Raw genomic sequence first — 13067 nt, forward strand, 5'->3', positions numbered from 1 at the left:
GGCGTCGGCCGGGCATGGCCCGGCGCTACCGGTTCTTCTTCGGCAGCGCGCGCACGTAGGACGACTTGCCATCCTTCTTCAGTTCGAACAGACCGATCGCCGCCAGCAGATCACTCAGCTTTCCATAGCCATAGTTGCGCGAATCGAACGAGGCCTGGTTGGCGATCTGGCTGCCCACCGGCCCCAGGTGCGACCAGCCGTCTTCGCCTTCCGCTGCGGACACGGCGCGGCGCAGCATCTTCACCAGACGTGTATCGCTGCGCATTTCCGCGCCGCTCTTGCGCGGGCGCACTTCCTCGCCGCTGCCCGTCTCACCGGTGGCCGGCTCGATGGCACCCGGCTCTGCCGTGCCCTGTTCCACTTCCGGCACGCTGGCATGGGCCTGGCCCAGTGCTTCCAGATAGGTGAATTTGGAACAGGCATTGACGAAGGGCTCCGGCGTCTTCTTTTCGCCGAAGCCATACACCTTCACCCCGTCGGTCAACAGCCGCATCACCATTGGAGTGAAATCAGCATCGCTGGAGACGATGGCGAAGCCGTCGAGGTTGCGCGCGTACAGCAGGTCCATCGCATCGATCACCATGGCCATGTCCGAGGCGTTCTTGCCCTTGCTGTAGGCGAACTGCTGGATGGGCCGGATCGCGTACTCGTGCAGCACCGCCTCCCAGCCTTTCAGCCGTGGGCTCTTCCAGTTGCCGTAGGCACGGCGGACATTGGCCACGCCGTAGCGGGCCACCTCCGCCAGCACTTCGTCGATCTTCGATGCGGGCGCGTTGTCGGCGTCGATCAACAGGGCGATGCGCTTTTCCGGTTCGCTCATGGGCCTCTCGCTGGCGGTTGCCTGAATCCGAGTATCGCCGATCCGCGCGCACGCTGACGTGACAGGCCGCCGCCGTGCGAAGATGCCGGACGGTTCCCCATGCCCCCTGGAGTGAGTCGATGAGTCGTGAGCGCGTTCCCCACCTGGTCGTTGTCGGCGGCGGTTTTGCCGGCCTCTGGGCCACCCGTGCGCTGGCACGCGAACGCATCCGCATCACCCTGGTCGACCGCCGCAACCATCACCTGTTCCAGCCGCTGCTGTACCAGGTCGCGACCGCAGGCCTGTCAGCGCCGGACATCGCCGCACCGCTGCGCCACATCCTCGGCCACCAGCGCAACGTGGAAGTGCGGCTCGGTGAGGTCGTGGCCATCGACAGGCAGGTCCGCCAGGTGCGGCTGGCCGACGGCAGCACGCTGGACTACGACAGCCTGCTGCTGGCTACCGGCGCCACTCACGCCTACTTCGGCAACGACCAGTGGGCCGATGATGCGCCCGGCCTGAAGACCCTCGACGATGCCATTGCCCTGCGCCGCAAGCTGCTGCTGGCGTTCGAGCGCGCCGAAGCCGAACCGGACCCGGCCAGGAAGGCGGCGTGGCTCAGCTTTGCCGTCGTCGGCGGCGGCCCGACCGGCGTCGAACTGGCGGGCACCCTGGCCGAGATTGCACGCCATACGCTGCGCAATGAATTCCGCCACATCGATCCGGCCAGCGCCAAGGTGCGCCTGGTGGAAGCCGGTCCACGCGTGCTGTCCTCGTTCCCGGAAGTGCTCTCGCTGAAGGCGCGCCGGCAGCTGGAAAAGCTGGGTGTGGAAGTGCTGACCGGAACGCCGGTGAGCAACATCGACAGCCAGGGCTTCACGCTGGGTGACCAGTTCGTGCCGGCGCGCACCGTGGTGTGGGCGGCCGGCGTGGCCGCCTCGCCGCTGGCGCGCACGCTGGACGTGCCACTGGACCGTGCCGGGCGCGTGCAGGTGCAGCCGGACCTGACCCTGCCCGGGCATCCGGAACTGTTCGTGGCCGGCGATCTGGCCGCGGTGAACCAGGCCAACGGCAAGCCCGTGCCCGGCGTAGCGCCCGCCGCCAAGCAGATGGGCAAGTACGTGGCCGAGGTCATCCGTGCACGCCTGCACGGCAGGCCGGAGCCCGGGCCCTTCAAGTACGCGGACTACGGCAACCTGGCCACCATCGGCCGCATGGCCGCCATCGTGCACCTGGGGCGCCTGCAGCTGTCGGGCGTGCTGGCCTGGTGGTTCTGGCTGGCCGCGCACGTGTTCTTCCTGATCGGCTTCCGCAACCGCATCGTGGTGCTGCTGAACTGGGCGGTGGCGTATTGGAGCTACCAGCGCAGCGCACGCATCATCTTCGGCGATGACCAGGATGACCGCCGGCCGAAACGGTAGCGCAGGTCTGCAACGGGGTCAGATCCCTTTCCTGCGGAAAGGGATCTGACCCCACGTTGGGCACGGCGCTACAAAGATGCGGAATCCAATGCCTGCAACCACGCCAGCTTGCGCTCGCGCGGCAGCTGTTTGAGCTGCCATTCGGCGCGCGAGGCGGCGGAGCGGTCCGGGTACTCGCGCACGGCCAGGATGCGCAGCGGCGGGCGGGCCCGGGTGTAGCGCGCCCCCGTGCCGGCGCGATGGGCGGCGAAACGCGCGTCCACGTCGGTGCTGATGCCAGCGTAGTAGCTGCCATCGTGGCATTCGAGCAGGTACAGGAACCACGGGCGGTGGGACGGGGCCATGCCGGGATTATGCCGTGCTGCACCGCAGCGGATATACTGCCCGCGAATGCAGGAGAGAGGCGCCGCGCTGGCGCCCGCCGAAGGCGCAGGCTCCCATGATCGCTCAGGCCGGTGGGCTGGAATCCCACCAACCATGCATTCGACTCGCCGAGCTGGAGAGAGGTCACCGGGCATGCCCGGTACGATCCGCCGAAGGGGCACGCGGCCTACGCCGCTGAACTCTCAGGCAAAAGGACAGCGGGAGCGGCACCGGTCATCGTCATCCCGTCATTGCGCAGGCAATGGCGGCGTCCGCGCATGGCCGGCCCCACCGCGTCCGGAGCCTGCCCCATGTTGCTGTCCATCATCTACCTGATTGCCATTTCCGCCGAAGCCATGACCGGCGCACTGTCCGCGGGACGCCGCCGCATGGATCTGTTCGGCGTGGTCATGATCGCCTGCGTTACCGCGCTCGGCGGTGGTTCACTGCGCGACATCCTGCTTGGCCACTATCCGCTGGGCTGGGTCAAACATCCCGAGTACCTCGGCTTCACCGTGTGCGCGGCGCTGATCGCCACCTGGGTCGCACGCTGGATGCACCACTTCCGCCGCACCTTCCTGGTGCTCGACGGCCTGGGCCTGATCGCCTTCACCCTGATCGGCTGCTCGATCGCGCGCGAGGCCGGTCATGCCACGCCGATCGTGCTGATCGCCGGCATGCTGACCGGCGCGTTCGGCGGCGTGCTGCGCGACATTCTGTGCAACGAAGTGCCCCTGATCTTCCAGAAGGAGCTGTACGCGATCATCGCGCTGCTGACCGGCGCCGCCTATCTGCTGCTGCTGCACTGGAACGTGCCCGATGCCACGGCCATCCTGTGCTGCCTGGCGGGCGGCTTCGCCCTGCGCCTGCTGGCGATCCACTACCGCTGGGAAATGCCGAAGTTCGTGTATCACGACGAAGTGCATTGAACGATGGCGTGTTCGCCGGGCGTGGCCCGGCGCTCCCCTTCGTGCCCTGCACCACCCCGGCGATGGACCTGGCGCTGTCGCTCATGCGCAGCGCCAGGCGCATCGCCGGTGCGGACGGGCCGGTCTCCAACTCCGACCGGCCCTGATCGCGGCCGCACCCCCGCAGGCGCAGGCCGCCATCCACACACATGCCGCGCTCAGGCGGCTTCTGACACCGTCACTTCGCGACGGGCGCGCACGGCCGCAGCCAGTCGCTCCAGCACCGTCACCGTGGTGTCCCAGTCGATGCAGCCATCGGTGATGCTCTGCCCGTAGACCAGCGGCTGGCCTTCCACCAGTTCCTGCCGGCCTCCCACCAGATGGCTCTCGATCATCACGCCCACGATGCGCTGTTCGCCTTCCTCCAGCTGAACGGCGATGTCTTCGATCACCTTCGGCTGGTTTTCCGGGTTTTTCAGGCTGTTGGCATGGCTGGCATCGATCATCAGCCGCGTCGGCAGCCTGGCCTTGGCCAGTGCCTGGCAGGCGTCGGCCACGCTGGCCGCGTCGTAGTTCGGCTGCTTGCCGCCGCGCAGGATCACATGGCAATCCGGGTTGCCGGTGGTCGAAACGATGGCGGTGCCGCCCTGCTTGGTCACCGACAGGAAGTGATGCGGGTTGGAGGCCGCGCCGACCGCATCGGCCGCGATCTTGACGTTGCCATCGGTGCCGTTCTTGAAGCCCACCGGGCACGACAGGCCGGAGGCCAGTTCGCGGTGCACCTGGCTTTCGGTGGTGCGTGCGCCGATCGCGCCCCATGCCACCAGGTCGGCGATGTACTGCGGCGAGATCACGTCGAGGAATTCAACGCCGGCCGGCAGGCCCAGCTTGTTGATGTCGCGCAGCAGGCCGCGGGCAATGCGCAGGCCCTTGTCGATCCGGAAGCTGCCGTCCAGGTCCGGGTCATTGATCAGGCCCTTCCAGCCCACCGTGGTGCGCGGCTTCTCGAAGTACACGCGCATGACGATCTCCAGCTCGCCGGCCAGCGCGTCGCGCAGCGGCTTCAGGCGCTGTGCGTACTCGATGGCCGCATTCGGATCGTGGATCGAACACGGGCCGACCACGACCGCCAGGCGATCGTCGCGGCCATGCAGGATCTGGTGCAGGGCCGCGCGCGAAGCACTGACGGTGTCGGAGGCTTCATCGTCACACGGCAGCATCGCCAGCAGCTGGGCAGGCGGTGTGAGCGGTTCGATGGTGCGGATGCGCAGGTCGTCGGTATGGGGGGGCATGGGGGAGGTCTCCGGTACGTAGGGGGGTCCCCAGCGAGGCGGCATGAAAAAAGCCGCCAGGTTCGCTGGCGGCTTTCGGGAATGCGTCTGAAGCTTTCTTCAGGGTGAGCGCAGTCCTTCCTCCGCCAGTGGCTTCGGAAAGTAATACCAGTAAAAGCGGGTAGCGGCTGCGTTCATGGGGTGTATTGATAGCACAGCTTCTGCGCAGCACAAAATGTTTCATCCGCAACTGGGGAAGCGGTTCAGCAGCACGGCGATCTAGCGACTGCCATGCACTTCCACGTCCAGCAGCAGGCCCTCGTGGATATCGGCCCAGCGCTCCAGCACCTGATCCAGCTCCCGCCTCGCCTCCTCCAGCTGCTCGGGGTTGAGCAGGGACCGCGCCGTGTAGAGATCGGAGACCAGCCGCCGCAGGGTCGATTCCGGTATCGCCACCGAGGGCCCGTCCACATCCGGCAACTGCAACGCCGGGGTGTCGCCGGGAGGGCCGAACAGCGTGACCTGGAGCGTGCTCTGCATGATCGACTTCCCTGTGGGTAGACGTGGGCAATGCACTGTTTACCGCGTTCGGATGACCGGCGCATGTGCCGGTGTACGGATCGATCGTGTCGCGACTGGACCGATGGTGCCACCACGTTGAGATCTTCCTTCCAGGCTTCCCACTCTCCGGCCTGGAGGGGCCTGCAGGCGCTCAATGCGCGGTTATACGGGCAACGGCATATGCGATACTTCCTCCGTCTCCATGACGTGTCGCGTACTGCCTTGGCATTCCACGCGGACATGTGCTCAAGATGGTTTGCCACCGGAAAAGGGTGGCCGGGTCGGCAAAGCCCGTGTGTCACTGAAGTTCGCGTTTGTCAGCCGGCGTCGCCTTGGGCGGCGCCGGCTGGCAATCCGTCCGCGTTCCATGGCGGGCGGTGCGGGGGGGCGCTTGCGCCCGCCGGATCAGTGACCCGGTCTTTGCCGCCACGTACCGTCCGCCACCTCTTCCGGTGGCGGTGTCGTCTGTCCTGTACGGAGCACACGCCATGAAAACACCACACGTTCCCTTCCCGGGTGCCCACCCCGATCCGGCCAATGCCGATCAGGCGCCGATCGATCCCAACAGTCTGGTCGCCAATCTGCAACGCATCGGCAGCGGTGCGGCCGCCGATGGCCAACCCTGGCCCGAACGCCATCCAGCGAACGGCCGGCGCATGATGCTGGCCGATGCCGATGGCGCACTGGCCGGCCTGCGCATCGTGCAGGAGGTGCTGCTGGCCGCCGAACGCTGCCGCCAGAATGCCGCGCCCGAACATCACGTGAGCGACCGGGTGATGGAAGGGTTGATGCTGGCATCCCTGGGACTGGCCACGCATGCGGCCGAACGCCTGCAGCCCCACTAGCCGCGTCCGCGCAATGTGACCGGGCCCGAGGGCCCGGTCATGGGCCGGCACCCGCCGGATCACAGTGAACGCAGTGCGCGCCTGCGGATGTAGGCGTTGGCAGGGCTGTCGCGCTCGCGTTGCCAGCGTGTGCACAGGTCACGCAGCCACTGCGGCTGGGTCTTCCCGGCATCGTTGAGCCAGTTGCCGACGGAATCCTGCACATAGCGTTCGGGATCATCAGCCAGTGCCTCCAGCAGCGAATGCGCGTGTTCGGGATGCTGCTTGAAAAGAGCGATGTGCGCCGCCCAGACGCCACGGGGACGCAGTGCTTCACAGGCAAACCGGCGCAGATGCGCGGACGGTTCCTGCGTCCACGGCTGCAGGCATTCAAGCGCCAGCAGTGGCCCGGCAACGATGTCGGTGCGCAGTGCCAGCCACGCCCATTCGCGCACGCCGAAATGCGGATCATCTGCCAACGGGCGCATCTTCTCCAGCTTCACCGGCAGGGAGGCGGTGGCATCGCCACCGATCAGGTAGCAGGCCCAGCCGCGCACGGTGTCGGATGCATGCGACTGCCATTGTGCAGGATCACCCTGCCTGGCCTCACGCAACAGCGTTGCCGCCAGAACCATGCGCTGGGTAATGCCTTTGCTGGCGGCATCGCGCATGCATTGAATGGCAGTCTCCGGCAGCACCGCAACGGTCTGCAGCAACACCGCGAAGTCCACGGCCAGACATTCCGCCAGATGCGTGCTGGCGGCTGCCCCGGTATTCAGCTGATGCTTTCGCGCCGGGCTGATCGCTGCGCTCACTGCAGGTCCTTCCGTCCGCCGCCGGTGTGCTGCCACACCTTGGCCAGCAGCTGTGAGAGCTGCACCTGCTCGGCAGTGTCCAGGCCGTTGAACAGGCCCGCGATCCACTGCGTGTGCTGATTGAAGAGGTCTTCGGCCAGGCGCTTGCCCTGCGCGGTCAGCACGATCTGCAGGCGACGACCATCGTCCGCATCGCTGCGCCGCTGCAGCAGACCTTCGCGCTGCAGGCCATCGAGCAGGCCGCTGATGGTGGCGCGGGTCACGCCTGCACGTTCGGCCAGCGCATGCGGCGACAGTGTGCCGCCGGCACCGTGCAGCAGGAACAGCACGATGAAGCGGCCTTCACTGAGCCCGTGCGGTGCCAGCCGGCGGGCGCAGTCGCGATCGATCGCCGAGGACAGCGACAGCAGCTGGAAGCACAGATGCAGCAGGGCGACATTGGCGTGGCCACGTCGCCGGGCCTCGTCCAGAAGGGCGCCATGTTTTGCATCAAGCACGGTGATTTCCAATATGTTTAGGCGCCTAATCATACTCATGGCGGGATGGAACGCAACACCTACGGGGCCTGCCGCCGGGCCCGGCCGGGCGCACTCCTCGCGCAGGGGGCTGCAAGCAGCCGAAGCTGCGGTAGCATCGCGCCACGTCCCGCCAGGAGTTCCACGCATGCGCCGTGCCGTCCTGCTGTTGCTGACGCTGTTCCCCGCCGCCGTAATGGCCGCTCCCCCTCCCGTGCCCTCCCCGGCCCGGATCGATGCCGAAGCCATGCGCCTGATGCAGGTCGCCCACGCCCGCGGGATGGCAGTGGCCGTCGTCGACGGTGGCAAGGTCGTGCACGTCGCCGCCTATGGCGAGCGCAACGCTGCCGGCGAACCGCTGCAGACCGACACGGTGATGTATGCGGCATCGCTGACCAAGATGGCCTTCGGCCACCTGATCGCGCAGCTTGCACAGGACAAGGTGATCGATCTGGATGCCAGCATCGCCAGCGCGCTGGACAGACCGCTACCGGACTATCCGGCCGAGCCGAAGAAGTACGCCGATTACACCGTGCTGGCCGGCGACGAACGTTGGCGCCGGCTGACCCCGCGCCTGCTGCTCAACCATGCCAGCGGCTTTGCCAACTTTGCATTCCTGGAACCGGACGGAAAACTGAAATTCCACTTCGACCCGGGCAGCCGCCATGGCTATTCCGGCGAAGGCCTGATCCTGCTGCAGTTCGTGCTGGAGCGCGGGCTGGGCCAGGACGTGGGTACGCTCATGCAGCAGCGCGTATTCGACCGCTTCGGCATGCCCCGCACCAGCATGATGTGGCGCGAGGATTTCGCCACGAATCTGGCCGACGGCTGGACCGCCGAAGGCACGACGGAACCGCACGATGAACGCAGCCGCGTGCGTGCCGCCGGTTCGATGGACACGACCATCGCCGACATGGGCAATTTCGCGGCCGGCTATGTCAGTGGCCAGGGGCTGTCGGCATCGATGCGTCGGGAGCTGGTGCGGCCGCAGCTGCCGATCACCACCGCCAGCCAGTTCCCGACGCTGCAGCCGGAACTGCCGGTGGCGCAGCGGCGCAGAAACTTGGCTGCGGGACTGGGCGTGGTGACATTCACCGGTCCACAGGGCGCAGGCTTCTACAAGGGCGGACATGACGATGCGGTGGGCAACACGCTGGTGTGCGTCGAACAAGGCCAACGCTGCGTAGTGATCCTGGGCAACGATGTGCGCGCCGAAGCGACCTTTCCGGCACTGGTGCGCTTCGTGCTGGACGAGACGGGGGTGCCGTGGGAATGGGAATACGGCGCCACGAAGGCATTCGTGCGCTGACAGGTCGACCACGGTCCACGTCCAGCAGAGGGGGCGGAACGCCCACAAAAAAACCCCGCCTTGCGGCGGGGTTTTTCACTTCATCGGGAACAACGCAGACCTTAGAAGTCCATGCCGCCCATGCCACCCATGCCGCCCATGCCACCGGCGCCGCCCAGGGCCGGCTCGTCCTTCTTCGGAGCTTCGGCAACCATGGCTTCGGTGGTGATCATCAGGCCAGCGATCGAGGCCGCGTTCTGCAGCGCCGAGCGGGTCACCTTGGTCGGGTCCAGGATGCCGAACTGCAGCATGTCGCCGAACTCACCGGTGGCGGCGTTGTAGCCGAAGCTGCCGCTGCCTTCCTTGACCTTGTTGACGATGACGGACGGCTCTTCGCCGGCGTTGGCGACGATCTCGCGCAGCGGGGCTTCCATCGCGCGCAGGGCGATCTGGATGCCGTGGTTCTGGTCTTCGTTGGCGCCCTTCAGGCCGGCCAGCGCGGTGACCGCACGGACCAGTGCAACGCCGCCGCCCGGAACCACGCCTTCTTCAACGGCTGCACGGGTAGCGTGCAGGGCGTCGTCGACGCGATCCTTCTTTTCCTTCATTTCGATTTCGGTGGACGCACCCACCTTGATCACGGCAACGCCGCCGGCCAGCTTGGCCACGCGTTCCTGCAGCTTCTCGCGGTCGTAATCCGAGGAGGTGTCCTGGATCTGGGTCTTGATCTGCGCAACGCGCGATTCGACCGCAGCCTTGTCGCCCACACCGTCGATGATGGTGGTGTTCTCCTTGGAGACCTGCACCTTCTTGGCGCGGCCCAGGTCCTTGATGGTGGCCTTCTCCAGCGACAGGCCCACTTCTTCGGAGATCACGGTGCCGCCGGTCAGCACGGCCATGTCTTCCAGCATCGCCTTGCGACGATCGCCGAAGCCCGGGGCCTTCACGGCCACGACCTTGACGATGCCACGGATGGTGTTGACCACCAGGGTCGCCAGCGCTTCGCCTTCGACTTCCTCGGCCACGATCAGCAGCGGCTTGCCGGCCTTGGCGACGCCTTCCAGCACCGGCAGCAGGTCACGGACGTTGGAGATCTTCTTGTCGTGCAGCAGGATGAACGGGTCATCCAGGTCAGCGGTCTGCGACTGCTGGTTGTTGATGAAGTACGGGGACAGGTAGCCGCGGTCGAACTGCATGCCCTTGACCACGTCCAGCTCGTTGTCCAGGCCCGAGCCTTCTTCAACGGTGATCACGCCTTCCTTGCCGACTTCCTTCATCGCGTCAGCGATGATCTGGCCGATCGACTCGTCCGAGTTGGCCGAGATGGTGCCGACCTGGGCGATCGCCTTGTCGTCAGCGGTCGGCTTGGAGATGTTCTTCAGCTCGGTGACGGCAGCCACGACGGCCTTGTCGATACCGCGCTTGAGGTCCATCGGGTTCATGCCGGCAGCAACGGCCTTGGCGCCTTCGCGGATCAGGGCCTGGGCCAGCACGGTGGCGGTGGTGGTGCCGTCGCCGGCGTCGTCGTTGGTGCGCGAAGCAACTTCCTTCACCATCTGCGCGCCCATGTTCTCGAACTTGTCAGCCAGTTCGATTTCCTTGGCGACGGAGACGCCGTCCTTGGTGATGGTCGGGGCGCCGAAGCTCTTCTCGAGCACGACATTGCGGCCCTTCGGGCCGAGGGTGGCCTTGACGGCATTGGCGAGAACGTTGACGCCGCGCACCATGCGCGAACGGGCGTCTTCACCGAAACGGATATCCTTGGCAGCCATTGCAATTACCTCATTGGTCGCGCCGGGCCGTGCCCGGCGGCTGGGATGTGGGGATCAGGTTGAAACAGGTCGCGGCGGGGCTCAGCCGATGACGGCGAGCACGTCGTCTTCGCGCAGGACCTTGTACTCGACGCCTTCGCTCTTGTACGAGCTGCCGGCGTACTGGCCGTAGATGACCTTGTCACCGACCTTCAGCGACGGCGCGCGCACGCTGCCGTTGTCCAGCGGCTTGCCGGGGCCGACGGCCACGACTTCACCCTTGGTGGACTTTTCCTTGGCCGAGTCGGGGATGACGATGCCACCGGCGGAGATTTCGTCGGCTTCGATCGGCTTGACCACAACGCGGTCGTGCAGCGGCTTGATGCTCATAGGAGACCTCTTAAGTGATTGATTGGTCTAAAAAAGTCCGGCGATGTTAGCACTCGCACCAGGCGAGTGCCAGAACCGCACGTGAAGAAACCCGACAAGGTCGGGAGCACGGCAGAGATGGAGCCCCCCGGGAGGCTTTCAAGGGGCGTCGCGAAAAAAGTTTCCGCGCCGGACGCTGCGGCAGTGCGGTGGGGTGGCCCCGAATTAGGTGACCAACGTCGCACTGTCAGATATCTGACGTTCATTTACGACAAAGTGTCACTGGATCGGCCTTAGGCTCGGCCGCGCATTCCCAATCACAAGGAGTCGTCGATGCGATTGCTGTCCCCGCTCGCCACCGCCTGCGTGCTGGCCCTGGCCACCGCGCCGGCCCAGGCCGAGGTCTTCATCAACGAACTGCATTACGACGACAGCACCGCAGCCGGTGACGTCGGCGAGGCGATCGAGGTCGTGGCCACCGCCGGCGAGGATCTGTCCGGCTATCGGCTGTATCTCTACAACGGCAGCACGCCGTCGGCCGCTTCGGTGTACGCCAACACGGCCGTCCCTGCCGGCAGCGCCGCCGGGTGCGGCAGCGCCACCCTGGCCGTGGTCAGCTATCCGACCAACGGCATCCAGAACGGTCCCAACGACGGCATCGCGCTGGTCGACGCCAGCGGCAAGGTGGTCCAGTTCCTCAGCTATGAGGGCACGATCACTGCCTCCGGCGGTCCTGCCGCAGGCATGACCAGCCAGAACATTCCGGTGGCCGAGACCAACAGCACGGCCCCTGGCACCTCACTGCAGCTGACGGGCAGCGGCAGCCAGTACGCCCACTTCACCTGGGCCGAATCGGCGACGCAGACCTTCGGCAGCTGCAACAACGGCCAGACCTTCAGCGGTGGGGGTACGCCCGGTCCCAATACGCCGCCATCGGTGTCCACCACCACCCCCGCCCAGGGCAGCAGCACGTTCCCGGCCGCGGCCGATCTGGAAGTGGTGTTCAGCGAGACGGTGAACCTGGCCAGCGGCGCCTTCGCGCTGAGCTGCGGCGCCTCCGGCAGCGTACCGCTGACCCACCCGGCCAGCGGCAGGAGCGTGAAGCTGTCCACCAACACCGCGCTGGTGGCCGGTGAGGCCTGCCGCTTCGACATCCGCGCCGCGCGCATCACCGACCTGCAGGGCGCGCATCCGGCTGCCGACAGCCGCATCGCCTTCACCGTGGCCAGCGCCACGGGCAACCCCGATCCGGGCAATCCCGGCGTACCGGCGGGCTACTACTCCAGGGTCAACACCTCCAGCCCGAGCCAGCTGCGCTGCTCGCTGCACGCGACCATCAAGGGCCACACCGCCTATCCGTACAGCGGGTCGGGCACCAGCACCTGGACCATCCTGGAGATCGCCGACGAGGATCCGAACAATCCCAACCGCATCCTCGATGCCTATCGCAACCGCAGCTACGCCAAGGTCAGCGATCGCGCTGGCACGGGCAGCGGCCTGACCTACAACCGCGAGCACACCTGGCCGAACTCGCTGGGCTTTGCCAGCACCACCGGCGACAAGGGCCTGCCCTACGCGCCCTACACCGACACCCACATGCTGTACCTGACCGATGCGCAGTGGAATGCCGACCGCGGCAACAAGCCGTTCGGCAAGTGCGATGCCAACTGTGGCGAGCGCGCCACCGAGGCCAACAACGGCCATGGCGGCGGCAGCGGCGGCTACCCGGGCAATTCCAACTGGGTGCGCACGCCGGACGGCAACACCGGCACCTTCGAGGTGTGGGGCCATCGCAAGGGCGACATGGCGCGCGCGGTGATGTACATGGCGATCCGCTACGAGGGCGGCAAGGATGCAGCCACAGGCCAGTCCGAGCCGGACCTGGAGCTGACCGACGACCGCAGCCGGATCGTCAGGACCAGCAGTTCGCCGGCCTACATGGGCCTGCTCTCGACCCTGATCGACTGGCATCTGTCCGATCCGCCGGACGACGCCGAGCGCGCGCGCAACGACGTGATCTACAGCTTCCAGGGCAACCGCAACCCGTTCATCGACCACCCCGAGTGGGCGACGCCGGCGTTGTTCACCTCGGCCAAGCCGGCGACCTGCCAGCTGGCCAACTGACCGCGCAACGCAGCGGTCCATCGCCGCCGTCGGACCTTGATCCGGCGGCGGCCCTATA

General features: G+C 66.6%; 13 protein-coding genes and 2 riboswitches. Of the genes, 5 read left to right on the forward strand and 8 right to left on the reverse strand.

The genetic code is table 11. The features are described 5' to 3' along the window. Positions 1-25: 25 nt before the first annotated feature. Positions 26-820, reverse strand: a complete 795-nt coding sequence (locus tag IMX13_RS05470; RefSeq protein WP_053515735.1) for an NYN domain-containing protein — start codon at positions 818-820, stop codon at positions 26-28. Between the two features lie 119 nt (positions 821-939). Between IMX13_RS05470 and IMX13_RS05475 the strand changes: the two genes are divergently transcribed. Next, positions 940-2220: an NAD(P)/FAD-dependent oxidoreductase gene (locus IMX13_RS05475; protein ID WP_065181581.1), complete on the forward strand. Its 1281-nt coding sequence runs from the start codon at positions 940-942 to the stop codon at positions 2218-2220. Positions 2221-2288: 68 nt separating this feature from the next. Here IMX13_RS05475 and IMX13_RS05480 read toward each other — a convergent pair whose 3' ends face one another. Next, a complete protein-coding gene (locus IMX13_RS05480) occupies positions 2289-2564 on the reverse strand; it encodes a GIY-YIG nuclease family protein (RefSeq protein ID WP_111186267.1) in 276 nt (91 codons plus the stop codon). A gap of 39 nt (positions 2565-2603) precedes the next feature. Next, a riboswitch (glycine riboswitch) is annotated at positions 2604-2693 on the forward strand. A 13-nt stretch (positions 2694-2706) separates the two neighbouring features. Beyond that, positions 2707-2812: riboswitch (glycine riboswitch) on the forward strand. A gap of 82 nt (positions 2813-2894) precedes the next feature. Between IMX13_RS05480 and IMX13_RS05485 the strand changes: the two genes are divergently transcribed. Next, on the forward strand, positions 2895-3512 hold the full coding sequence (locus IMX13_RS05485) for a trimeric intracellular cation channel family protein (protein WP_193395970.1): 618 nt from the start codon (positions 2895-2897) through the stop codon (positions 3510-3512). Between the two features lie 197 nt (positions 3513-3709). Here IMX13_RS05485 and IMX13_RS05490 read toward each other — a convergent pair whose 3' ends face one another. After that, complete coding sequence (locus IMX13_RS05490; RefSeq protein ID WP_193395971.1) at positions 3710-4783, reverse strand: 3-deoxy-7-phosphoheptulonate synthase; 1074 nt, start codon at positions 4781-4783, stop codon at positions 3710-3712. 258 nt (positions 4784-5041) lie between these two features. Further along, entirely contained in the window at positions 5042-5302 is a 261-nt protein-coding gene (locus tag IMX13_RS05495; RefSeq protein ID WP_053515725.1) for a hypothetical protein, read from the reverse strand. A gap of 509 nt (positions 5303-5811) precedes the next feature. Here IMX13_RS05495 and IMX13_RS05500 point away from each other — a divergent pair. Beyond that, positions 5812-6168, forward strand: a complete 357-nt coding sequence (locus IMX13_RS05500) for a hypothetical protein (RefSeq protein ID WP_193395972.1) — start codon at positions 5812-5814, stop codon at positions 6166-6168. Between the two features lie 59 nt (positions 6169-6227). On the opposite strand, the gene IMX13_RS05505 is transcribed toward IMX13_RS05500, so the two are convergent. Further along, positions 6228-6962: a DNA alkylation repair protein gene (locus tag IMX13_RS05505; RefSeq protein WP_193395973.1), complete on the reverse strand. Its 735-nt coding sequence runs from the start codon at positions 6960-6962 to the stop codon at positions 6228-6230. Further along, positions 6959-7459, reverse strand: coding sequence for a MarR family transcriptional regulator (locus tag IMX13_RS05510; RefSeq protein WP_193395974.1), 501 nt, complete (start codon positions 7457-7459; stop codon positions 6959-6961). Before IMX13_RS05510 ends, IMX13_RS05505 begins: the two co-directional genes overlap by 4 nt. A 166-nt stretch (positions 7460-7625) precedes the next feature. On the opposite strand from IMX13_RS05510, the gene IMX13_RS05515 reads away from it, so the two are divergent. Further along, positions 7626-8786: a serine hydrolase domain-containing protein gene (locus tag IMX13_RS05515; RefSeq protein WP_193395975.1), complete on the forward strand. Its 1161-nt coding sequence runs from the start codon at positions 7626-7628 to the stop codon at positions 8784-8786. Positions 8787-8887: 101 nt separating this feature from the next. Here IMX13_RS05515 and groL read toward each other — a convergent pair whose 3' ends face one another. Both groL and IMX13_RS05525 read right to left on the reverse strand, forming a co-directional pair. Then, positions 8888-10537: a chaperonin GroEL gene (groL, locus tag IMX13_RS05520; RefSeq protein WP_053515717.1), complete on the reverse strand. Its 1650-nt coding sequence runs from the start codon at positions 10535-10537 to the stop codon at positions 8888-8890. Positions 10538-10618: 81 nt separating this feature from the next. Next, positions 10619-10906 carry a co-chaperone GroES gene (locus IMX13_RS05525; RefSeq protein ID WP_006396661.1) on the reverse strand — a complete coding sequence of 96 codons (288 nt, stop codon included), beginning with the start codon at positions 10904-10906 and terminating at the stop codon, positions 10619-10621. A gap of 312 nt (positions 10907-11218) precedes the next feature. Here IMX13_RS05525 and IMX13_RS05530 point away from each other — a divergent pair, with 312 nt between their 5' ends. Then, entirely contained in the window at positions 11219-13009 is a 1791-nt protein-coding gene (locus IMX13_RS05530) for an endonuclease (RefSeq protein WP_065174432.1), read from the forward strand. The last annotated feature ends 58 nt before the right edge of the window (positions 13010-13067 follow it).

Origin of the sequence: Stenotrophomonas sp. B2 (assembly GCF_014947095.1) — a bacterium.
Taxonomy (GTDB): Bacteria; Pseudomonadota; Gammaproteobacteria; order Xanthomonadales; family Xanthomonadaceae; genus Stenotrophomonas; species Stenotrophomonas maltophilia_P.

Bases quoted from the DNA above. Each gene is read 5' to 3' on its own strand.
- IMX13_RS05470 (WP_053515735.1), bottom strand. From the start codon at position 820: ATGAGCGAACCGGAAAAGCGCATCGCCCTGTTGATCGACGCCGACAAC.
- IMX13_RS05475 (WP_065181581.1), top strand. From the start codon at position 940: ATGAGTCGTGAGCGCGTTCCCCACCTGGTCGTTGTCGGCGGCGGTTTT.
- IMX13_RS05480 (WP_111186267.1), bottom strand. From the start codon at position 2,564: ATGGCCCCGTCCCACCGCCCGTGGTTCCTGTACCTGCTCGAATGCCAC.
- IMX13_RS05485 (WP_193395970.1), top strand. From the start codon at position 2,895: ATGTTGCTGTCCATCATCTACCTGATTGCCATTTCCGCCGAAGCCATG.
- IMX13_RS05490 (WP_193395971.1), bottom strand. From the start codon at position 4,783: ATGCCCCCCCATACCGACGACCTGCGCATCCGCACCATCGAACCGCTC.
- IMX13_RS05495 (WP_053515725.1), bottom strand. From the start codon at position 5,302: ATGCAGAGCACGCTCCAGGTCACGCTGTTCGGCCCTCCCGGCGACACC.
- IMX13_RS05500 (WP_193395972.1), top strand. From the start codon at position 5,812: ATGAAAACACCACACGTTCCCTTCCCGGGTGCCCACCCCGATCCGGCC.
- IMX13_RS05515 (WP_193395975.1), top strand. From the start codon at position 7,626: ATGCGCCGTGCCGTCCTGCTGTTGCTGACGCTGTTCCCCGCCGCCGTA.
- groL (WP_053515717.1), bottom strand. From the start codon at position 10,537: ATGGCTGCCAAGGATATCCGTTTCGGTGAAGACGCCCGTTCGCGCATG.
- IMX13_RS05525 (WP_006396661.1), bottom strand. From the start codon at position 10,906: ATGAGCATCAAGCCGCTGCACGACCGCGTTGTGGTCAAGCCGATCGAA.
- IMX13_RS05530 (WP_065174432.1), top strand. From the start codon at position 11,219: ATGCGATTGCTGTCCCCGCTCGCCACCGCCTGCGTGCTGGCCCTGGCC.